General features: G+C 74.9%; 15 protein-coding genes. 5 read left to right on the top strand and 10 right to left on the bottom strand.

The window, feature by feature from the left end; genetic code table 11:
• Nucleotides 1–3: 3 nt before the first annotated feature.
• The 3 genes from BLU95_RS04890 to BLU95_RS04880 form a co-directional block, all read right to left on the bottom strand.
• Complete coding sequence (locus BLU95_RS04890) at nt 4–1,269, bottom strand: FUSC family protein (RefSeq protein WP_093858866.1); 1,266 nt, start codon at nt 1,267–1,269, stop codon at nt 4–6.
• Between the two features lie 63 nt (nt 1,270–1,332).
• Nucleotides 1,333–2,073 carry a polyprenol monophosphomannose synthase gene (locus tag BLU95_RS04885; RefSeq protein ID WP_093858865.1) on the bottom strand — a complete coding sequence of 247 codons (741 nt, stop codon included), beginning with the start codon at nt 2,071–2,073 and terminating at the stop codon, nt 1,333–1,335.
• 175 nt (nt 2,074–2,248) lie between these two features.
• On the bottom strand, nt 2,249–2,515 hold the full coding sequence (locus BLU95_RS04880) for a GlsB/YeaQ/YmgE family stress response membrane protein (RefSeq protein WP_030393150.1): 267 nt from the start codon (nt 2,513–2,515) through the stop codon (nt 2,249–2,251).
• Nucleotides 2,516–2,758: 243 nt separating this feature from the next.
• Here BLU95_RS04880 and BLU95_RS04875 point away from each other — a divergent pair, with 243 nt between their 5' ends.
• Both BLU95_RS04875 and BLU95_RS04870 read left to right on the top strand, forming a co-directional pair.
• Nucleotides 2,759–6,094, top strand: coding sequence for a class I adenylate-forming enzyme family protein (locus BLU95_RS04875; RefSeq protein WP_231978291.1), 3,336 nt, complete (start codon nt 2,759–2,761; stop codon nt 6,092–6,094).
• 63 nt (nt 6,095–6,157) lie between these two features.
• Nucleotides 6,158–6,583, top strand: a complete 426-nt coding sequence (locus BLU95_RS04870) for a DUF4259 domain-containing protein (RefSeq protein WP_093858864.1) — start codon at nt 6,158–6,160, stop codon at nt 6,581–6,583.
• A 59-nt stretch (nt 6,584–6,642) separates the two neighbouring features.
• On the opposite strand, the gene BLU95_RS04865 is transcribed toward BLU95_RS04870, so the two are convergent.
• Nucleotides 6,643–7,602, bottom strand: a complete 960-nt coding sequence (locus tag BLU95_RS04865; RefSeq protein WP_093858863.1) for an NmrA family NAD(P)-binding protein — start codon at nt 7,600–7,602, stop codon at nt 6,643–6,645.
• A 91-nt stretch (nt 7,603–7,693) separates the two neighbouring features.
• On the opposite strand from BLU95_RS04865, the gene BLU95_RS04860 reads away from it, so the two are divergent.
• Nucleotides 7,694–8,437, top strand: coding sequence for a TetR/AcrR family transcriptional regulator (locus BLU95_RS04860; RefSeq protein ID WP_231978290.1), 744 nt, complete (start codon nt 7,694–7,696; stop codon nt 8,435–8,437).
• A gap of 15 nt (nt 8,438–8,452) precedes the next feature.
• Here the strand turns inward: BLU95_RS04860 and BLU95_RS04855 are convergent, their stop codons facing one another.
• Entirely contained in the window at nt 8,453–9,028 is a 576-nt protein-coding gene (locus BLU95_RS04855; RefSeq protein WP_159424774.1) for a carbohydrate binding domain-containing protein, read from the bottom strand.
• Nucleotides 9,029–9,236: 208 nt separating this feature from the next.
• Here BLU95_RS04855 and BLU95_RS04850 point away from each other — a divergent pair, with 208 nt between their 5' ends.
• Nucleotides 9,237–9,803: an O-methyltransferase gene (locus BLU95_RS04850; RefSeq protein WP_093858861.1), complete on the top strand. Its 567-nt coding sequence runs from the start codon at nt 9,237–9,239 to the stop codon at nt 9,801–9,803.
• 28 nt (nt 9,804–9,831) lie between these two features.
• Here the strand turns inward: BLU95_RS04850 and BLU95_RS44960 are convergent, their stop codons facing one another.
• From BLU95_RS44960 to BLU95_RS04840, 3 genes are all read right to left on the bottom strand, one after another.
• A complete protein-coding gene (locus tag BLU95_RS44960) occupies nt 9,832–9,960 on the bottom strand; it encodes a hypothetical protein (RefSeq protein WP_286158618.1) in 129 nt (42 codons plus the stop codon).
• 29 nt (nt 9,961–9,989) lie between these two features.
• Entirely contained in the window at nt 9,990–10,628 is a 639-nt protein-coding gene (locus tag BLU95_RS04845; protein WP_231978288.1) for a GNAT family N-acetyltransferase, read from the bottom strand.
• A gap of 213 nt (nt 10,629–10,841) precedes the next feature.
• Nucleotides 10,842–11,489 (bottom strand): TetR/AcrR family transcriptional regulator, encoded by a 648-nt coding sequence (locus BLU95_RS04840; RefSeq protein ID WP_093858860.1) that lies wholly within the window; start codon nt 11,487–11,489, stop codon nt 10,842–10,844.
• 119 nt (nt 11,490–11,608) lie between these two features.
• Here BLU95_RS04840 and BLU95_RS04835 point away from each other — a divergent pair, with 119 nt between their 5' ends.
• A complete protein-coding gene (locus tag BLU95_RS04835; RefSeq protein ID WP_093858859.1) occupies nt 11,609–12,226 on the top strand; it encodes an SRPBCC family protein in 618 nt (205 codons plus the stop codon).
• Between the two features lie 49 nt (nt 12,227–12,275).
• Here the strand turns inward: BLU95_RS04835 and BLU95_RS04830 are convergent, their stop codons facing one another.
• Both BLU95_RS04830 and BLU95_RS04825 read right to left on the bottom strand, forming a co-directional pair.
• A complete protein-coding gene (locus tag BLU95_RS04830; protein ID WP_093858858.1) occupies nt 12,276–15,443 on the bottom strand; it encodes a non-ribosomal peptide synthetase in 3,168 nt (1,055 codons plus the stop codon).
• Nucleotides 15,440–21,070, bottom strand: coding sequence for a non-ribosomal peptide synthetase/MFS transporter (locus tag BLU95_RS04825; protein ID WP_093858857.1), 5,631 nt, complete (start codon nt 21,068–21,070; stop codon nt 15,440–15,442). Before BLU95_RS04825 ends, BLU95_RS04830 begins: the two co-directional genes overlap by 4 nt.
• Nucleotides 21,071–21,081: the final 11 nt, after the last annotated feature.

The following is a 21,081-nucleotide window of genomic DNA, read 5'->3' as shown; positions in this document are numbered from 1 at the left end:
GGCTCAGCCCCGGGCACCCGCCGGGGGCTTCGCGCGCCGTCGGCGGACCCGGGCGAGGACGGGGCGCTCGCCGCGGAGCCAGCGGCGCAGCCGGCCCAGCCGGGAGAATCGCTCCCGGCCCGCCACCGAAGCCCGGTCCAGCTCCTCCATCAGCCGCCGCGAGCGGTGCTCCAGGTCCAGTTCGTCGAGGATCCGGTCGACCTCGGTCAGCAGCGATCCGAGCAGGTGCCAGGACTCCGGGTCCGCGCGGACCTGCTCCAGCAGCAGTCGGGCCACGTTCTCCCGGCTCGCCCAGGCGGCGGTCAGCTCAGCGGTGAGCCGTTCCTCGGCCTCCTCGGCGTTCCGGCTGACCTGGGTGGTGACCAGCACGGCGAAGCTCACCAGCGCGCCGCCGACATGGGCGAGCAGTTCCTCCATCGCCACCGCGAGGCCCGGCGCCACCAGTGGCTCGCCGGGCCCGCGCCGTTTGGCGAGGTCGGTGAGCGAGCGCGAGATGACACGGATCACCACCACGCAGATCTCCAGGGTGTCCAGACCGGTGCGCAGCACCAGCCGGGACAGCAGCCCCTCACTGATCCGGGGGTTGAACCGGAGGCTGTCCTCGGCCTGGCGCAGCGCGGCGTCGACGTCGGCGATCGCCTGGTCGAGCCGGCGGGCCTCGTGCAGCCGTTCGGCGGCGTCCGCGACGGCGGTGGGCCGGCCCAGCTGCTCGGCGAGGTCGAGCAGCAGGTGCCGGGCCCGGCGGGCCAGGTCCTCGATCGACTCACCGGCGGTGTCCACCCAGACCGGTGGGGCGAACACCAGGTTGAAGAGCAGGCCGACACTCGCGCCGATCAGGGTCTCCAGCACACGGTCCCAGGCCTGGGAGGCGAGTTTGGTGACCCCCAGGATCAGCATCGCGCTGATCGCGACCTCCTGGACGAACTCGTCCACCCGGACGAACCGGCCGATCACCAGCGAGGCCAGGATGATCAGCCCGAGGCTCCACCAGGAGAGGCCGACCACCGCGCTGAAGCCGATCGCGATCAGTACGCCGACGACCACCGAGTTCACCCGGCGGATGCTGGTGGTGAGGGTCGAGTAGACGGTGACCTGGACCACCAGCAGCGCGGTGAGCGGGGCCGTCAGGGGGGCCGGTTCGCTGCTGAGCCAGGTCGCCACCACGTAGGAGAGGGTGGCGGCGACGGTCGCCCGCGCGGTCTGGACGGCGAAGGGTTCACGGGCGGCGCGGCGCAGCAGGCCGACCACGGGTTCCGGTAGCAGGGCCATGCGCGCCTCCTTCCCCGTCCCCCGCTTCCCACCGGTCCACTTCCGTCCGGTCCGGCGCGGGGGCTACTGCCTGCCGCGCCCCTCGCGCAGCAGCTTCCACGGCGCGAGCGCCGACTCCACCTGCACCCCGAGGCTCATCTTGGACGCGCCCTCGACCCGCTCCTCGAAGCGGATCGGCACCTCCTTGATGGTGAGCCCCCGGCGCACCACCCGGTGGTTCAGCTCGACCTGGAACGAGTACCCGTTGCTGTGCACCGACGCCAGGTCGATGGCCCGCAGGGTCTGCGCCTTCCAGGCCTTGAAGCCGGCGGTGGCGTCGCGCACGCCCAGGCCGAGGATGGTGTTCACGTAGAGGTTGGCCCAGGCCGAGAGCGCCTTGCGGTGCCACGGCCACTCCTCGGCGGTCGATCCGCCGGGCACGTACCGGGAGCCGAGCACCACGGCCGTGTCGTCGGCCAGCAGGGTCTTCACCATGAGCGGCAGGACGGCGGCCGGGTGGGACAGGTCGGCGTCCATCTGGACGACCACGTCCGCGTCGTTCTCCAGGGCCTTGGCCATGCCGGCGACGTAGGCGCGGCCGAGGCCGTCCTTCTCGGTGCGGTGCAGCACCGAGACCCGGCCCCCGGACTCGGCGGCCAGCTTGTCGGCGACCTCGCCGGTCCCGTCGGGGGAGTTGTCGTCGACGACCAGCAGGTGCAGGTTCGGCAGGTCGAGCCCGGCCAACAGGCCGGCGAGGACCGGAAGGTTCTCCCGCTCGTTGTAGGTGGGCACGACCACAACGACCTTCGGGGCGGCCTCGACCATGTTGTGTTCCCTCGCGAGTTCGGCGGCACGGCCGTCGGGCTGCGACGGCCGTGCGAGTCTAGCCGCGCCGCTTCGAACAGGGTCGCGCCGGACCACCCTCCGGACCCGGAGGACCCTTCGCCCGCCGGGGCCGGGGCCGGGGGTTGGGTCCGGGGCCGGGCACGGTCGCGGGCGGTCACCTGGACCGGCGCGAACTCCAGGCGGGAGCGACGATGCCGATCAGGCCGACCGCGAAGGCGAGCTGGAGCAGATGGCGGATCCAGTCGATGCCGGACGTGTGCCGCACGCCGATCCACCCGGCGACCGCATTGCCCAGCCAGGCCCCGGCCGCGCCGAGCAGCATGGTCAGCCACCACGGGATGGCCTGCGGGCCGCGCAGGATCAGCTTGGCGATCACACCGAGCACGAAGCCGATGAGCAGAATCCACAGGAGCTGGAACATCGCATTCCACCTTTCGAGGCACGTTCCCTCATGATCGCCCGAACCGCGCGTCACGGCACGTCCGGAGCCGGCCGCCGAGGTGCGGGCCGTGCGCCCCCGCCTGCCCCGTCCGGGCGGGGGCATTCCCCGGGCCGTTCCGCGGGCCGTTTCCCGGGCCGTTCCCCGGGGGTCCGCCCGGCGGTTACGCTCCGCGACCGCGACCGCGACCGCGGCCGGCGGGTGCGGCCGGCGCCTGGCCGGGCAGTGCGGTCGCCGGGCGGAGGTGGCCCCGGACGGGGCGCCGGCCGGACCCCGAGGTCCGCGGGCGGACGACTCTGGCGGGGGACGGTACCCAGCCGCTACGGTCTGGACCAGCCACCCGTCCGGCCGATCGGCCGCGCCCCGTCCTGGCCACTTCCGGGAGTCGTCATCAGCACCCGATCCACCGTCAGCGCCGTTCCCGCCACCGCCGCTTCGGCACCGACGGCGCCCGACGCGCTCACCCTGACCGACCTGCTCGACGACCGGGCCGCCCGGCACCCCGACCGGCCCGCGCTGATCGTCCCCGGCCGCCCGGTGCTCGACTACCGGACGTGGCGGGAGCGGGCGGTGCGAGCCGCCCACGGGCTCGCCCGGGCAGGTGTGCGGCCGGGAGAGCGGGTGCTGCTGCTCTTCCCCAACCGCTCCTGGGACGCCTACGCGGTGGCCTTCCTGGCCGCGCACTACGCGGGTGCGGCGGCCGTCGTCGTCCGCGAGGACCTGAGCGCCGAGGACACCGCGCGGCTGGCGGGCGACAGCGGGGCGGTCCTCGCGGTCGCGGACTCCGCCGAGGACGGGCGGGCCGCCGCGGCCGCCGTCCGCTGCCTGCCGCTGGCCGGACTGGAGGCCGACGGCGAGCACCGGGGCGCACGCGACGGCGAGCGCCGGGGCGACCGCGACCGCGACGGCGCGCAGGAACCGCCGCACCGCCCCGCCCCCGGCGACCTCGCCCAGGTCATCGGCACCTCCGGCACCACCGGCGCCCCCAAGGGCGTGCACGCCGCCCACGCCAGCCTGACCGCCGGCCAGCGGCTCGACCCGCGCCCGCGCCCGTACGCCCACTCCGCGCACGCCGTGCACGCCTTCCCGATCGGCACCAACGCGGCCCAGGTGGTCCTGGTCAACGCGCTGGTCGCCGCGCCCGCCACGATCTGCCTGCCGCGCTTCGACGCCGAGGAGTTCGGGCGGACCGTCGCCGAACACCGTGCCGGCACCGTCTTCCTGGTGCCCTCGATGGCCGTCGAACTGCTCAACTCCGGTGCGGTCGGACGGCACGACCTGAGCAGCGTCCTGCTGATCAGCTGCTCCGCCGCCGCCCTGCCCGCCCCCGTCGCCGCCGCCCTGCGCGCCGCCCTGCCGACCGCGACCCTGGTCAACACCTACACCTCCGCCGAGGCGTCCCCCGCCCAGATATCCGCCGTCGTCGACGCCCGCCGGCCCGGCTCGGTCGGCCGCCCCGCCAACCCGGCCGACCTGCGACTGCTCGACGAGGACGGGCAGCCGGTCGCGACGGGCGCCGTCGGCGAGGTGTGGCTGCGCCAGCCGGGACCCCCGCGCGGCTACACGGCCGGCGCGCAGGCCACGGCCGCCGTCTTCCGCGACGGCTGGGTGCGGATGGGGGACCTCGGCCGGCTCGACGCCGAGGGCTACCTCCACCTGGTCGACCGCGAGAGCGACATCATCAAGTCCGGCGCCCTCAAGGTCTCCACCCTGCGCATCGAGGACGTCCTGCACGGCCACCCGCGGGTCGCCGACGCGGCCGCGCTCGGCCTCCCGCACCCCGTCATGGGTGCCGTGCCGGTGGCCGTCGTCGTGCCCGCCGCCGACGGTCTGGACCTCGACGAACTGCGGCTGTTCCTCGCCGCCCGGCTCGGCCGGGCCGAACTGCCGGTCCGGATCCTGCTCACCGACCGGCTGCCCCGCAACCCCAGCGGCAAGGTCGTCAAGCACGAACTGCGGGCCCGCTTCGACACCCCCGCCGAGGCGCCCGCCGGCACCCCGCCCACCGGTGACACCGAACTCGCCCTCGCCGCCGTCTGGCGCAAGGTGCTCGGCCGACCGGTCGCGGCCGTCGAGGACGAGTTCTTCGCGCTCGGCGGCGACTCCTTCCGCGCCGTCCAGCTCGCCGCCGCCGTCTCCGCCGAGTTCGGCGTCACCGCGAGCACCGCCCTGGTCTTCGAACGCCCCTCGCTGCGGGCCCAGGCCGCCTGGATCGCCACCGCGCCCAGGACCGCCGAGGCCCCGCCCCCGGCGGACGACGCAGAGCTCTCCCCGTTCCTGCGCGAACTGCGCGCCCAGCCCCACGACATCCCGCTCACCTCCCAACAGGAGAACTTCCTGCGCTGGATGGCCGAGGCCGAGGGCCGCAACGTCGGCTCGGTCGCCGTGATGTTCCGCGTCACCGAGGCACTGGACCCCGGTCTGCTGACCGAGGCCCTGCACGAGGCGGTGCGCCGCCACCCCGCGCTGCGCACCCGGTTCGTGCCCGTGCCCGGCGCCCTGCCCGGCGTCCGGCGCGCGGTCGTCGATCCCGACCCCGAGGTGGAGGCCATCCTGGTCGACGCCCCGGGCGAGAGCGACGACGAGGTGTCCGCCCGGCTGATCGCCGTCCGGGACCGGCTCACCGACGTCGGCGAAGGCCCGATGACCGGCCTCGCCGTGGTCAGCCGGGGTGCCGACGACCACGCGGTGCTGCTCGCCGTCCACCACATCGTCGGCGACGGCTGGTCGGTCGGCGTGCTGCTGCGCGACCTCGGCGTCGTCTACTCCGCGCTGCGCCGCGGCCGCCCGGCGCCCCCGCCCCGGCCGATGCCGACGCTCGGCGAGCTGGTCGCCCGCGCCAACGCCAACTGGCCCGTCTCCCGGGCCCACTTCGCCCGCACCCTGGCCGGAGCGCCGGAGGCGGTGCACCCCTTCCCGGGCCGCGCCGACACCGAGACGGTGCTCAGCGCCGCGCACCGGCTCACCGTCCCCGCCGACCGGGCCGCCGCACTCCGCGACCGGGCAGCCGAGGCCGGGGCGACCCCCTTCCAGGCGCTCGCCACCGTATGGCTCGGCCTGCTCGCCGAGCGCAGCGGCCAGGACGACCTGGTGCTGATGACCCCCGTCCCCGGCCGCACCACACCCGAGGCCGAACAGGCCGTCGGCTGTTTCGTGCAGTCCCTGCTGCTGCGGGTCGACGCCTCCGGGGCACCCGGCTTCGCCGAACTCCTCGCCCGGGTCCGCGACACCGCCACCGCGGCCCTGGACCACCAGCTCTACCCCTTCGCGGAGTTCAGCCCGCTGGCGCCGTTCGCCGCCTGGCTCCGCTACGAGAGCTGGAACGCCCCCGCCCAGCTCCCCGGCCTCGCCTGCACCGCCTGGGAGGTCCCGCGCGCCGCCACCGTCCCCTACCCCCTCCCCGGCGGCGACCGGCACGTCCCCGAACTCGCGGCCACCGAACAGCCCGACGGCTCGCTGGTCTGCTGGCTCCGCTACAACGAGCACGCCTTCACCCCGGCCGCCGTCGAGGCCCTCGGCACCGCCCTGGCGGCCCGCATCACGGAGGCCGCCGGGGGCTGAGCCCGCGTGATTGTCGGTGGCCGGTGCCATGATCCCCACGAACGATCCGAGAAGGAGAACACTGTGGGCACCTGGGACATCGGACACTTCGACAACGACACCGCGGCCGACTTCTGCGCAGGACTGGACGGGGCGGCGGCGGGCGAACGGGAGGGCCTGGTCCGCCGTGCGCTGGCGGCGGCCGCCGGGACGGGGGCCGAGGAGTACCTCGATTTCGACGAGGCGGCCGAAGCGGTGGCCGCCGCGGCCCTCGTCGCGGCCCAGTGCCCCGGCGGCGAGCCGGTCACCACCGCCTACGGTCCCGACGAGTCCCTCCCGGTCTTCCCGGCCGACCTGCGCCCCCTCGCGGCGCAGGCGCTGGAGCGGGTGCTCGCCGAGGAGTCCGAACTCGCCGAGCTCTGGGACGAGACCGAGGACGGACCCGCCTGGCGCCGTGCCGTGCGGGAGCTTCGCGAGGTTCTCGCGCCGGCGTCAGGACCGGCGTCCTGACCGGCGTCCTGACCGGCTCCGGGGGCGCGGGGCGCTGCTCGAGCTGCCCTGATGATCTGTCAGGCTGCCCGCGCGGCGGCCGCGGCGTCGACGGCGTCGGCGGCGTCGAACCGGGCCCGCAGCGCGGCGGCGCCGCCCTCGGCGAGCCAGTCGCCGAGGCTGCGCAGCCCGGGGTGGAGCGCCCGCAGTGCCTCGATGTCGACCCGCCAGCGGTGGCCCTCGGCCCACTGCCGGCGGACCTCGGCGAACCCGGGATGCAGGGCGGCGGCCTGGTCGTGGCCGATCCGCTCGTAGCGCAGCGTCCGCCCGGTCGCGGCGCCGATCACGGCGACGGCCTCGACCGGCGTCGGGGCGTCACCGGCCAGGTCCAGAGTGAGCCCGGCGAACCGCTCCGGCCGCTCGAAGGCCAGGGCGGCGAACTCGGCGATGTCCTCCAGGGCGATCATCTGGAGCGGCTGGTCCGGTGCGAAGAGGTGCCGGTGGACGCCGTCGGTGAACCCGTCGAAGCCGATCCCGGCCACGCCCAGATAGTTGGTCATGAACCGCACCGGCCGCAGCACCGTGACCCGTTCGATCCGCTCGCGCAGGTACTCCTCGGTCCGCCGCTTCCCCGGGGCCGCGAACGCCGTGCCCGTGGTCGGGGCGACGCCGGTGAACACCACCTGGCGGATCCCGGCGTGGGCGGCCGCGTCGGCCAGGGAGCGGCCGCGGCCGAACTCCAGCTCCTCGTCGAGGCCGGTCGACCCGTAGGCCACCGGCGGGACGACGAACAGCGCGCCGGCCCCGGCCAGGGCCGGGCCCAGGCTCGCCGGATGGTCGATGTCCGCGACGGCCAGCTCGGCCCCGGCCTCCGCGAGCGCCACGGCGGCGGGCGCGGCCGGGTCCCGGACCAGGGCGCGCACCGGCCGCCCGGCGGCCAGCAGCCGCCGGGCCGTCGCGCCGCCCTGCTTCCCGGTCGCGCCGGTCACGGCGACGACGCTCCAGGCGGTGTCCTTGCGTTCGGCGTGTTCGGTGGTCATCTCGTCCTCCCTCGCCCCGGCCTGTGCTTCACCCCGGGGATCTGGGATACTCCAACCCGTTTGACTCCGGGGGCACAAGGGGTTTCGTGACATGACGACGGTGATCGGCGCGGGCGACCGGAGCGACGCCCGCCGCAATCGGGCCCGGGTGCTGGCGGCGGCGGCCGAGGCGTTCGCCGAGCGGGGGCTGGACGTCCCGCTCGGGGACATCGCCCGCCGGGCGGGTGTCGGCGCCGGCACCGTGTACCGGCACTTCCCGAGCAAGAACGCCCTCGTCGAGGCGGTGATGACCCGACAGCTGGCCGAACTCGTCGCCTCCGGCGAGCGGCGGACGGCCCGGTCCGCTCCCACCGAAGCCTTCTTCGGCTTCCTGCTGGACGTCATCGGCACCTCCAACAGCAGGGTGACCGTCTGCGACGTCATGTCGGCCGACGCGAGCTGGCCGCGCCCGCTCCTGACCGCCACGGTGGCGCGACTGCACCAGCTGCTGGCGGCGCTGCTCGGCGCCGCGCAGCGGGCCGGTGGTGTCCGGCCGGACCTCGACCCGGACGACGTGGTGGCGATCACCATCGGGTGCGCCGCGATGCTGACGGCCCGGCACGACCGCGCGGCCGGCCTCGCCCTGGTCCGGCTGACCCTGGACGGCCTCCGCCCGTCCGGCACGGCTGTCACGGAAGGCCGCTCGTTCCGTGACAGCCGGGGCCTGCGCGCCGCGGTCCTCCCGGTCTGCGAGGACTGCGGAGCCGCCCTCACCGTCCGCCCCACCGGCCGTCCGGCGCGCTACTGCGGCGCCGCCTGCCGCCAGCGCGCCCGCCGTCGCCGCCTCGCCCCGTGACCTCCTCGGACCCGGTCAGGGGATGTACGTCCGCCAGCAGGTCGGCGAGGGCGAAGCGGGGCCGTCGGTGGCCGTCGGCGACGGGCCGCCCGGCTCGCCGCACGGGTGCGGTGGGTACCCGGGGCCGGAGAAGGACACCCGTCGCACGTCGTAGGCCGCCTGCTCGTACCAGCCGTGGAAGTACACCGTCAGCTCGGTGGTGTCCGGCCCGGTCCGCACCTGCACCGACAGGTTGTTCCAGCCGCTCCCGCTCGACCAGGTCGAGGCGTTCTCGCCGCCCGCCCCCGTGGCGCCGACGAAGGCGAACGGCCCGCGCACCGTGGCGTTCAGCAGATAGCCGGAGTTCGGCAGCACCCGCACCCGCTGCGAGCACCGCGCGTTGTTGTCGGCGCTCGGGGACCCCGTCACGTAGTGGTCGTGCGGGATGCTGCTGCCCCGGACGTCCCCGTCGCACTTCCAGATCCACGGGTAGGAGTCGAAACCCCCGTTGAGGACCAGATCGACATTGGGCAGCGGATCCGCCGCCCCGGCCGCGAAGCCGGCCCCGGAGGCCAGCCCGACCGTCGCGGCCGCCGCCGTAAGCGCACCCACGACGAGCCCGACGAAAAGCCCGCCCCGCCGCCGGAGTCTGTTCTGAACGAGTGCACGCATGCCGTCTCCGGGTGGGGGAGTACCGATGGGGGCAAGCGGTGCAAGGGAGTGGGCCACACCATGCGGGACCCGCCCGACTCCCGTCAAGGGTGCGGGCGCCTCGACCGGCGGGTAGCGTCACGTACGCCGTTCGAAGGGGGCCAGGAAAATGGCAGAACACGCCGTTCCGTCACGCGTGCTGACCGCGGAACTCATGGCTGCGGAGGTGGCGTTCGAGAAGAGCTGCATTCCTCAGGTGGGCCGGTTGCTCGGCCTGGCTGCGGCTTCGAAGCCCGAGGGGGTCATCGCGGAGAGCGGTACCGGGTCGGGAGTCGGAACCGCATGGCTGCACAGCGGCCTCGGCGCCGGTGCGCACCTGGTCACTGTGGAGCGTGACGAGGATCTGGCGCGTCGAGCAGCCGGCGTCTTCGCGGACGACGGGCGGGTGAGCGTCCTCACCGGGGACTGGCGGCTGCTCGAGCCGTACGCGCCCTTCGACGTCTTCTTCTGCGACGGCGGCGGCAAGCGCGACGACCCGCAGCGGGTGGTCGAACTGCTCGCCCCCGGCGGCCTGCTCGTCCTGGACGACTTCACCCCCTCGCCCGACTGGCCGCCCCGCTACGGCGGCGAGGTGGACGAACTCCGGCTCTTCTACCTCACCCATCCCGCTGTTCACGCCACCGAGATACTCACCACGCCCACCAGCTCGGCGATTGTCGCGACGCGCCGCCCCTGACCCGAACGGGCCTGCCAGGATTCGTGAATCAGCCGAGCACGGTCGCGAGTTCGGACTCGAAGAGCAGTACAGCGTCGACCTGCATGCCGGTGAAGTGGCCGGTCGGTTCGAGGAGAGGAGTGAACTCTGGTGGACCGACCCGGCCGACTCCCGTCACGAGCGAGGCGAACCACTGATGGCGGCACGTCAGATCTGAAACAGGGGAGCCACCACCGATTGCCCGGCGAACTCTGCGGCGAGGGCATCCATGACCACCTCGTCACAGACCTCTCCCTGCCAGTACCCCGCCTCTCGCAAGGCGCCGACGGTCCGGAATCCTGCCTTCTCATAAGCGCGGACAGCAGGCCGGTTGGGTGCGAGTACCTTGAGCCAGATCATCCGCAGATTGGTGATGTGGAACGCGTAGTCCAGCGCGAGACGCGTCGCCGCCGTCCCCAATCCTCGCCCTCGCGCCTCGGGCGCCAGCATCACCACGTACTCGGCCGTGCGAACGGCGGCATCCGGTAGCAGCGTGGCGACGCCGACCGGCACGGCGGCGTCGCCCACCAGGTCGTAAATGGTGAACCGGATATTGTCCCCCCGAAGTTGCGCCGCCATCCCCTCCGCGCGAGCTTCCAGTGACTCGGGTTGCTGCCGCCCGTACCCCACGAGCAGCGCCGGATCCTGCTCCCAGCGCCAGTACGTTTCGACAAGGTCGGCGCGGTAGGGACCGAGGCCGCAGGCGGAGTCACGGATCCAGATGATCGGGTCGGTTTCGGTGGTGATGACGGGCTCCGAGGGAGAGGACCGGCGTGTAGGCGAGAGCCGAGCGAGGTTCGCCGACAACTGCGCCGTCCTCAGTTTGCACCCAGGCGTGGGCTCGGGTCCGCTCCGCACGCCGGGATCGGGGCGGGCGAGGCCGAGTCCGTGATCGCCATGACCGGGCGGATCAGCGAGAGCGACGATCGGTCCGGCGGGCGGACCGCGTGGCCGATGACGGCGGTGTTCATGAGCCGATGGCACGGGCCAGGACCGTGGCGGCCGGGCGGGTGGGCTGAATCAGCCGAGCAGGGTGGTGAGTTCGGAGTCGAAGAGGATCTCGGGGTCGAACTGCATGCCGGTGAAGTGGCCGGCGAGTTCCAGTGACAGCACGCCGTGGAGGCGGGTCCAGAACCTCAGGAAGAGCGCGAGGGCCTCGGGCGGGGCGGGGTGGGCGGCGGCCCAGGTGCGGTGGTCGGCGAGGTGGGTGGCGAGGGGTGACCCCGGGGCGTCCCCGGGGAGGGTCGTGGCGCAGGCGTCCAGCAGGGTGACCGCGATCTCCTGGGAGATCGCCCTCGTGTCCTCGGGGGCCTGGTAGCCGGGCACGGGTGTGCCGTAGACCAGCAGGTAGCGCTGGGGGTCGGCGAGGGCCCAGGTGCGCAGGGTGCGGGCGAGGCCGGCCAGGTCGGCGCCGTCGTCGGCGGCCGTGCGGAGGGTGTCGGCGAGGCTGCGGTACGCCTCGCGGACGAGTTCGGTGATCAGCTCGTCCCGGTTGGCGAAGTAGCGGTAGAGGGCGGGGCCGCTCATGCCCATCTGCTTGGCGATCGCGTTCAGCGAGAGGGCGGAGGCGCCGGCGGTGGCGATCTGTTCCCAGGCGCGTTCCATGACCTCGGCGCGGACCTGGGTGCGGTAGCGCTCGCGGGGGGTGGTGGGGTCGCTCTTCGCCATCGTGGGGGTCGCCTCTCGGAATGTGTTGGTTAGAGGGTATCACGGAAGCTATTGACTCTTGGGGCGATGAGGAGTTAGAACTTCTAACAAGCAGAATGAGGGCTAGGGAAGGAAACATCATGTTCGGTATGCGCAAGGCCGGAATCCGGGCCGCCGCGATCACGGTCCCGCTGGTGGCCGCACTGCTCGGCGGTGCCGCGGCGCCCGCCGGCGCGCACAGCGCCAAGGGCCTCACCTGCCGGGGCGCCGGGGTCGACCCCGCCGCGCAGGTCCGCTACCGGACCGAGGCCGTGATCGACGCGCCGCTGGACGTGATCTGGAAGCTGCAGACGGACGTCGACCGCTGGCCGTCCTGGCAGCGGGCGGTCAGCAGTGCCGAGCGGCTGGACCACGGGCGCTTCCGCGCCGGGTCGGCGTTCCACTGGACGACGCCGATCCCGCCCGAGGTCGGGATCCCGGCCAGCGCGCTGGACATCACCTCGACCGTGCGACAGGTCAAGGACCGCTCCTGCATCCGCTGGACCGGCCCGGCCGACGGCGAGGGGCTGCACATCGACGGCGTGCACGTCTGGAACTTCACCAAGGTGCGCGGCGGGGTGCGGGTGAGCACCGAGGAGACCCACACCGGGCCGCAGGTCGACGCGAACGTGCCGCTGGCGATCGGGATCCTGCGGGCGGGGCTGGACGCGTGGCTGACCGACCTGAAGGCGGCCGCCGAGGCGCGGGCGCCCAGGTAGGCACCCGTACCCCGGCGGTGGTCAGCCGTCCGGTCGTCCGCTCCGACGGTCAGCCGTCGAGGCGGTCGGCCGCCTCGTCCTCGCTCAGGGCCTCGATCTCGGCGATGAGCAGCTCCTCGACCCGGGCCGCCAGCGCCGCCGCCGTGGACAGCTCGAAGGCGTCGCGGATCGGGACGTCCAGGCCGACGCCCGCGCGGATCCGGGCGACGACCCGGGTCACCAGCAGGGAGTCGCCGCCGAGTTCGAAGAAGTCGTCCAGCGCTCCCACCCGGGGCACCCCCAGGACCTCCTGCCACAGCTGGGCGACCAGCTGCTCGGCATCGGTCCGCGGCGCCACGTACGGGCGCCCGGTGGCTGCGGCCGGTTCCGGGAGGGCGTCGGTGTCGAGCTTGCCGTTGAGGGTCAGCGGCAGGGTGTCGAGGAGGACGACGGTGTCGGGCACCAGGTAGGCGGGCAGCAGCCCGGTCAGGTGCTCGCGCAGGGCGGCGGCGTCGGGCTCCGCACCCGGGGCCGGGACGGCGTACGCGACCAGGCGGCGGCCGCCGCGCACCACGGCGGCGGCCCGGGCCACCTCCGGGAGCGCGGTCAGGGCGGCCTCGATCTCGGCCGGTTCGATCCGGTAGCCGCGCAGTTTGACCTGCTCGTCGCCGCGGCCGAGGTAGTCGAGCGCGCCGTCGCTGCGCCAGCGCGCCCGGTCGCCGGTGCGGTACATCCGCCCGTCGCCGAACGGATCCCGCGGGAACGCCGGGGCCGTCAGGTCGGGGCGGCCCAGGTAGCCCCGGGCGAGGCCGGTGCCGCCGATGTGCAGCTCGCCCTCGGAGCCGCGCGGCAGCAGCGCGCCGCGCTCGTCCAGCACGTACAGCCGCACCCCGGGCAGCGGGCGGCCCAGGGACGGCCGGCGGGCGGCGTCCGGGGCACCGAGGTCGGTGGCGGTGACGATCACGGTGGCCTCGGTCGGGCCGTAGGTGTTGACCAGCCGGACGGTGTCGCCGTGCCGCTCCCGCCAGCGGGCGACGGCCTCGGCGCGGACCTCGGAGCCGCCGAGCACCACCAGTCGCAGGGCGGCCGGCCACGGGGTGCGGTCGTCGTGCGAGACCAGCTCCTCCCAGTAGGCGGTGGGCAGGTCGAGCACGGTGACGGACGGGCCGTCCGGGCCGCGCAGCAGCTCGGGCAGGGTGCGGCCGCCGCCGGGGAGCAGCACCACGCACGCGCCTGAGGCGAGCGCGGGCCACAGCTCCTCGGCGTGGGTGTCGAAGCCGATCGAGGCGAACTGGACGATCCGGTCCCCGGGCGTCAATCGGTAGCCGTCGGGCCCGGCCATCCAGTCCACCCGGGCGGCGAGGGCGGCGTGGTCGACGGCCACGGCCTTGGGGGTGCCGGTGGAGCCGGAGGTGTAGAGCACGTAGGCGATGCCGGAGAGGTCCTCGGCCGTACCCGGGCCGGCCGGGGTGGGCACCACGCGCAGCCCGGTACCGTCCTCGTCCGTCAGGAGCGCGACGGCGCCCGACTCGCGCAGCATCAGCCGCCGGCGCTCCTCCGGATGGGCCGGGTCGAGCGGCAGGTAGCCCGCACCGGCCTTCCAGATCGCCAGCAGCGCCGTCACCAGCTCGAAGGACGGGCTCAGCCGGACGGCGACCGGCCGCCCGGCCACGGCACCCAGACGACCGGCCAACTCGTCCGAAAGGCGGTCGAGTTCGGCGTAGGAGAGGGTGCGACCCGCGCATTCCAGGGCGGGTGCCTCCGGGGCCGCCGCGACCCGCGCGGCGAAGCGGTCGAGGACCGGGAGGACGCCGGGGCGCGGATCCGGACCGGTGCCGAGGGCGAGCAGTTCGGCCCGCTCGTCCGGCCCGATCAGCCAGTCCCCGTGCAGCGGCACCGTCACGTCGGCCACGGCGGCCGTGAGCAGGGCGTGGCAGCGGGTGCCGAGCGCGGCCACCGTCTCGCTGTGGAGCACCTCCCGGTCGAAGCAGAAGGAGAGCGTCAGCCCTCCGTCCGGTGTGCGCCAACTGTCCAGCAGCAGATCGGTCTTGGCACGTTCGAAGCCGGAGTCCATGGAAGCGGTGCGGACCCCGGCGGGCAGCGGGGTGCCGCCGTCCTCGCCGGCCAGGTCGTACTGGCTCTGGTGCACGAACACCGCCTGGTAGAGCGGCGCCGCGCCGGCCTCGGCGGGCAGGCCCAGATGGGTGGCGAGCCGCTCCAGCGGCACGTCCTGGTGGCTCAGCGCGCCCAGGGTGGCGGTGCGCACGCGGTGCAGGACGGTACGGAAGTCGGGCTCGCCGGTGAGGTCGGCGCGGAGCACCCCGGTGCGGGCGAAGTAGCCGACCAGTTCCTCCTGGGCGGCCTCGGTGCGGCCCGCGAGCGGGGTGCCGACCACGAAGTCGGTGCTGCCGGTCCAGCGGGCCAGCACGCACTGGTAGGCGGCGAGCAGCACCATGAACGGGGTGCAGCGCTCCCGGCGGGCCAGGGCGTCCAGGGCCGAGGTGAGTTCCGGGCCGAGGGCGGTGGTGGCGAAGCCGGCCGGGTGCCGGGCGTCCGCCGGGCGCGGGCGGTCCAGCGGAAGCCGCAGCCGGCCGGTGCCGGCCAGCTTCTCCGCCCAGTAGCGGAACGCGGCCTCGGTGCCGCCCGCCTCCGCGCGCTGCTGCTCGGCGCGGGCGACGTCGCCGTAGCGCAGGGCGAGCGGCGCCAGCCCGGCCGGCGCCTCGCCGAGGGCCTCCCGGTAGAGCGCGAGCAGTTCGCGCCAGAGGATCCGGAACGACCAGCCGTCCGAGACGATGTGGTGGACGACCAGCGCGAGCGCGTGCTCGTGCGGCCCGGCCGAGACCAGGACGGCGCGCAGCGGCGGGCGCCCGCCGAGGTCGAACGGCGCGTTGACGGTGGGGCGGCAGGCCTCGGTGAAGTCCGCCTCGCCGGCGCCCGCGGCCAGCGCGACGAGGTCGAGCGGGACGGGCGCGGCGGGCTCGACGAGTTGCACGGGCGCCTCGCCGTCCAGGGCGAAGCGGGTGCGCAGCGGCTCGTGCCGGGCGGTCAGCCGGTCGAGCGCGGTGCGCAGCGCGGTCACGTCGAGCGGGCCGCTCCAGCGGCGGCACAGGTACATGTTGAAGCCCGCGTCGGCGGGGTGGAGCTGCTGGAGGAACCAGAGCCGGCGCTGCTCCTCGGTGAGCGGGTGGACGGCCTCGACGGGCCGGGCGGGGCCGGCGGTCCGGTCGGTGGTGGTCATCGGGCGGCGGCCTCGGTTCCGGTGCGGGATGCGGGTGCGGAGGGGAGTTCGGTCGAGACGGGGGTGGCGGTCCCGGCGCGGGCCGCGAGGGTGGCCAGGCCGACCAGGTCGTCGGGCTCGGCGTCCGGGACGTCGCGGTCGAAGTGCCGCAGGGCGGGGACGGCGAGGCAGACCAGCACCAGCAGGGCCATGGCGAGCCCGAACAGCAGGTACAGCAGTCCGATGCCGCGGCCCTCGCCGGTGCCGATCAGCCGGCCGACGCTGCCGGCCAGCGGGCCGTCCGCGTCCACCCAGGGCTGGACCAGGCGCGGTCCGAGCGGGGCGACCAGGGCGAAACCGACCGGAAGGGTGGACCAGGCGACCATGGTGTTGACGGCGATCACCCGGCCGTGGAAGCGCAGCGGCACCTTGGTCTGCACGATCGTCGCGTAGACGCCGTTGACCAGGGCCAGCCCGTACGCCATGCCGAAGGCGCCGAGCGCGACCGGCAGGGTGCTCGGCCGCAGGCCGGTCACCAGGCAGGCGGCGGCCAGGCCGAGGGTGGCGAGCAGGACCCCGCGCAGCCGCAGCCGGCGCGGCCCGCCCCACACCAGCAGGGTCAGGCCGCCGAGGACGGCGCCGAGCCCGGCCGCGACCGAGACCCAGCCGGCGGCGGCCAGCGGGGCGAAGGACAGCACCAGCGGGGTGGTGAGCAGGAACAGCGGCGACAGGAAGATGTTGAGCACGGCGAAGAAGAGCAGCATCGCCCGGAAGTTGCGGCTGCCCAGCGCCCGCCGGAAGCCGGCCCGGATCTCCGCGCCGACGCTCTCGCGGCGCCGCGCGGCCATCACGTCGGGGAAGCGCACGGCCAGGGTCACACCGGTGGCGACGACGTAGCTGGCCACGTCCATCGCGAGGATGCCGCCGAGCCCGAGCGCCGACAGCAGGCCGACCGCGAACAGCGGGACCAGGAACTGGGCGAGGCCGAAGGCCATCTGGACGACGCCGTTGGCGCGGCCGAGGAAGCGCTTGGGCACGAGCTGCGGCACGGCCGAGTTCCAGGCCAGCCGTTGGAAGGTCAGCGCCGTCGACAGCACCGCGATCAGGACGTAGGCGTGCCACACCGCGAGCGAGTCGGTCAGGTACAGCAGCAGCATCACCGCCTGGGTGAGGCCCGCCGCGACATCGCCGTACAGCATGATCCGGCGCCGGTCGCCGCGGTCCACCAGTGCGCCGGCCAGCGGGGCGCTGAGGATGCCGGGGACGAGGCCGCAGGCGGCCAGCAGGCCGAACTGCGCGAGCGAGCCGGTGGTGAGGTAGATCCAGACCGGCAGGGCGAACTCGGTCAGCGCCGAGCCGATCATCGAGATCTGCTGCCCGGCGGCGACACCGAGGAAGCGGCGCATGGTGGGCCGTACCGCGGGGGTCGCGGCCGTCGGCGCGGGCTCGGCGGCGTCCCGGGACAGCCCGGCCAGCCACCAGGTCGCGCCCTCGGTGCGCCGGTGCCGCTCCTCCTCGCCGTCGACCACCGAGCGGTGCACGGTGGTGAGGATCTCGGCGAGCTCGGCGGCCCGGTACTTGAGGTAGAAGTGGCCCGCCTCGTCGAGCACCACGACGCCGGTGGTGTCGCTGAGCCGGTGCCACTCCCGGTACCGCTCCTCGTAGAACTCGGTGGCCGGGTCCCGGTCGCCGCAGACCGCGTACACCGGGGCGGCGATCCGGCCGTCCTCGCTCTCGAACAGCCGGGTGAAGTACTGCTCGGCCTCCCGGGTGCCGATCCGCCGGTTGGCGACCATCAGCCGCAGCTGCTCGACGCCGACCTCGTCGGTGTCCAGACCCGCCGCCGCCAGGGCGTTGATCATGCCCTGGTCGCTGCGCAGCCGGTCCGCGGTGCGGGACCACCACTCGCCGACGGCGGCGCCGCGCCCGCGCGGGCGGGCGAACGGGAAGATCCCGCCGAGGTGGACGGCCTCGACCTCGCGGCCGGCCGCCTCCACCCGCCGGGCGATCTCCACGGCCAGCCGGACGCCGACGCCGCAGTGGCCGTACAGCACGATCCGGCCCTCGACGGTGTCCAGGATCTCCTGGGCGCAGCCGGCCGCGACCTCGTCGATGTCCATGGCCTCCTCGCCCAGTTCGTGCCCGGGGACGGCGAGCGAGTGCAGGGCCCAGTCGGCGGGCAGGGCATCGGCGAGCGGCTTGTAGATGAGCGCGCTGCCGCCGCCGTACGGGGTGCAGACCAGGCTGGCGGTGGTCCGGCGGCCGGCCGGCGTGAGCAGGTGCAGCAGGCTGCGCGGGCCCCGGTCGGCGTGCGGGTCGCTGACCAGGGCGGCCAGCCGGCGCACCGTGGGGTACTTGAAGAGGTCCATCACCCCGACCGGGGTGGGGAGTTCGGGGAAGGCGCGGCGCAGCTTGGCGACCACCTGGGTGGCCAGCAGCGAGTGCCCGCCGAGCTCGAAGAAGTCGTCCAGGGCGCCGACCCGGGGCACCCCGAGCAGCTCCGCCCAGAGCGCGGCGAGGAACTCCTCGGCCTCGCCCTCCGGTTCGACGAACTCGCCGCTCGCCGCGGGCTCCTCGGGTTCGGGCAGGTTGCGCCGGTCGACCTTGCCGTGGGCGAGCAGGGGCAGCCGGTCCAGCACCACGAACCGGGCCGGGACCATGTAGTCGGGCAGCGACTCGCCCAGGGTGTCGCGCAGTTCGGCCGGGGTGGGCACGGGTCCGTCGCCGGGGTGCTCCAGGTAGGCGACCAGCGTCTGCCGCAGTCCCTCGCCGCGGGCCAGCACGACGGCCTGGCCGATCCCGGGCAGGGCGGTGAGGGCCGCCTCGATCTCGCCGGGTTCCACCCGGTAGCCGCGCACCTTGATCTGGTCGTCGGCCCGGCCGAGGTAGTCGAGCGTGCCGTCGGTGCGCCAGCGGGCCAGGTCGCCGGTGCGGTAGAGCCGGTCGCCGGGGGCGCCGAAGGGGTCGTCGACGAAGCGCTCGGCGGTCAGCTCCGGGCGGCCCAGGTAGCCGCGGGCGAGCCGGTCGCCGCCGAGGTACAGCTCGCCGGTGACGCCCGGCGGCACCGGCTGCCCGGCCTCGTCCAGGACGTGGCAGCGGGCCCCGGCGAGCGGGGTGCCGATCGGGGTGCTGCCCGGTCCGGCGGCGTCGGCGGTGACCTCGTGCACGGTCACGCCGACGGTGGCCTCGGTGGGGCCGTAGTGGTTGAACACCGCGCACCGGCCGAGGGCGGCCAGTCCGGCGGCCCACGGCCAGGCCGAGGCCTCGCCGCCGAGCACCAGCGACCGGCGTGGCAGCAGCCGTTCCATCGGGGCGTCGGCGCTCAGCGCGGCCAGGTGCGAGGGGGTCATCTTGAGGTGGTCGAGCTCCAACGCCTCGATCCGCTCGGCGAGTTCGGCTCCGGCGATCCGGCGCGGCAGCAGGTGGACCCGGCCGCCGGTGCTCAGCGCGAGGTAGAGCATCGTCATGCTGAAGTCGAAGGCCAGCGACTGCAGCAGCCCGTAGCTCGCCCCGGGCTCGATCCGCAGCCGTTCCCGCACCCCGGCCAGGTAGTTGAGGATCTGCCGGTGCTGGACGGCGACGCCCTTGGGGGTGCCGGTGGAGCCGGAGGTGTAGATGACGTAGGCCAGGTGGTCCGGCCCGGAGAGCTCCGGCAGCGGCTCGGCGTCCCGCGCCGGCGGCTCGGTGTCCAGCAGCAGCACCGCGGTGTCCTGGCCGGGGAGGTGACCGGGGAAGCGCTCGCGCAGGGCGGAATCGGTGAGCAGCGCCCGGGCCCCGGCGTCGGCGACCAGGTGGGCGAGCCGGGCGGGCGGCTGCTCCGGGTCCAGCGGCAGATAGGCGCCGCCGGCCTTCAGCACGCCGAGCAGGGCCACCGCCAGCTCGGGCGACTGCTCCAGGCAGACCGCGACCCGGTCGTCCGGGCCGACGCCGAGCGCGCGCAGCCGGCGGGCGAGGCCGGTGGCGCGCTCGTCCAGCTCGCGATAGGTGACGGTGCGGCCCTCGGACTCCAGGGCGGGCCGGTCGGGGTGGGCGCGGGCGGTGGCGGCCAGCAGGGCGGTCAGGGTGGCCGGGGCGCCGTCCGGGTCGGGCAGCGCGGGCCCGGCGGCCCAGCGCTCCAGGACGTCCCGGCGTTCGGCGGGGGTGGTGAGGGGGAGCCGGGAGAGCGGCCGGTCCGGGTCGGCGACCGCCGCCGTGAGGAGGAGTTCGAAGCGCTCGACCAGCCGGCGCACGGTCCCGGCGTCGAACAGGTCGGTGCGGTAGGTGAGCAGCCCGTAGAGGCCGCCGTCGGACTTCTCCCGCAGGTAGAACGCGAGGTCGGTGCGGGTGGTGGCGGCCTCGTGCCCGAAGCCCTCGGCGGTGGGCGCGCCGGGCGCCTGCGGGCCTGCTCCGGCGCCGCGCTCGCCGTAGTTCTGGTAGGCGAAGCTGACCTGGAACACGGCGGACCGGCTGGCATCGCGCTCGATGTCCAGATCGGCCACCATCTGCTCGAACGGCACCTCCTGGTGGGTGTACGCGTCGAGGGTGGTGCCGCGGACCCGGCCGAGCAGCTCGGCGAAGGTCGGATCGCCGTCCAGTCGGGCCCGGATCGGCAGCATGTTGACGAACAGGCCGACCACGCCCTCGAGTTCGCGGTGCAGCCGGCCGGCCACCGCGGAACCTATCGCGAAGTCCCGCCGCCCGGCGTGCCGGCCGAGCAGGGTCTGCAGCGCCGCCATCAGCACCATGTACCCGGAGGCGCCCGAGGAGCGGGCCAAGTCACTGACACCCCGGCCGAGTTCGCTGCTCCAGTGGAACTCGGTGGCGGCCCCCTCGAAGGTCAGTACCGGCGGCCTGGGCCGGTCGGTCGGCAGTTCCAGGGCCGGGACGTCGCGCAGTTCCTCGCGCCAGTACGCCCGCGAGCCGGCCAGGGCCTCGCCGGCCAGCCGCTCCCGCTGCCAGGCGGCGTAGTCGCCGAACTGCACCGGCAGTCCGGGCAGCCGGTCCTCGGTGCCGTGCGCGTGGCGGGCGTACAGCGCGTCGAGTTCGCGGTGCAGGATGTCGAGCGACCAGCCGTCGCTGACGATGTGGTGCATGACCAGCGCGAGCACGTGCTCGTCCGGCGCGGTGCGCACCAGCAGGGCGCGCAGCAGCGGGCCCTCGGCCAGGTCGAACGGTCGTGCCACCCGCTCGCCGAGCTCACGGGCGGCCCGCCCGGCCGGGTCCGGGTCGCCGCTCGCGTCGACGAACTCGGCGCTGAGCGGGGCGGGTTCGGCGATCCGGACCTCGGCGGTGCCCTCAAGGGCAGCGGGGAAGCTCATCCGCAGCGCCTCGTGCCGGGCGAGCAGCCCGGTGAGGGCGGCGTCGAGCGCGGTGCGGTCCAGCGGGCCGCGCAGCCGGCGGGCCGGGGCCAGCGTCCAGGCGGTGGAGCCGGGCGCGAACTGGTCCATGAACCAGAGGCGTTCCTGCCCGCTGGAGAGCGGGACCGCGCTGCCCGGGGGCCGGACGGGGACGGTGGTGGCGGGGGCCGCCCCGGGAGGAGTGCCGCCGCCGGAGGCGGGCGCGGTGGTGTCCGCCGCCGTGGTGGTGCCGGCGGCCGCACGCAGGCGCTGGGCGAGCAGGGCGCGTTTGGTCGCGGACAGCCCGGTCGCGGGGTCCTGGAGGTCGGTCATGGGTCGTTCCA

It is taken from the genome of Streptomyces sp. TLI_053, from assembly GCF_900105395.1.
Taxonomy (GTDB): domain Bacteria; phylum Actinomycetota; class Actinomycetes; order Streptomycetales; family Streptomycetaceae; genus Kitasatospora.
The sequence above is the reverse complement of the archived record's forward strand: the minus strand, read 5'-3'. Positions and strand labels throughout refer to the sequence as shown.

Coding starts and splice junctions, on each gene's coding strand:
- BLU95_RS04890 (WP_093858866.1), bottom strand. CDS start 1,269: ATGGCCCTGCTACCGGAACCCGTGGTCGGCCTGCTGCGCCGCGCCGCC.
- BLU95_RS04885 (WP_093858865.1), bottom strand. CDS start 2,073: ATGGTCGAGGCCGCCCCGAAGGTCGTTGTGGTCGTGCCCACCTACAAC.
- BLU95_RS04880 (WP_030393150.1), bottom strand. CDS start 2,515: ATGTTCCAGCTCCTGTGGATTCTGCTCATCGGCTTCGTGCTCGGTGTG.
- BLU95_RS04865 (WP_093858863.1), bottom strand. CDS start 7,602: ATGACCACCGAACACGCCGAACGCAAGGACACCGCCTGGAGCGTCGTC.
- BLU95_RS04860 (WP_231978290.1), top strand. CDS start 7,694: ATGACGACGGTGATCGGCGCGGGCGACCGGAGCGACGCCCGCCGCAAT.
- BLU95_RS04850 (WP_093858861.1), top strand. CDS start 9,237: ATGGCAGAACACGCCGTTCCGTCACGCGTGCTGACCGCGGAACTCATG.
- BLU95_RS04840 (WP_093858860.1), bottom strand. CDS start 11,489: ATGGCGAAGAGCGACCCCACCACCCCCCGCGAGCGCTACCGCACCCAG.
- BLU95_RS04835 (WP_093858859.1), top strand. CDS start 11,609: ATGTTCGGTATGCGCAAGGCCGGAATCCGGGCCGCCGCGATCACGGTC.
- BLU95_RS04830 (WP_093858858.1), bottom strand. CDS start 15,443: ATGACCACCACCGACCGGACCGCCGGCCCCGCCCGGCCCGTCGAGGCC.
- BLU95_RS04825 (WP_093858857.1), bottom strand. CDS start 21,070: ATGACCGACCTCCAGGACCCCGCGACCGGGCTGTCCGCGACCAAACGC.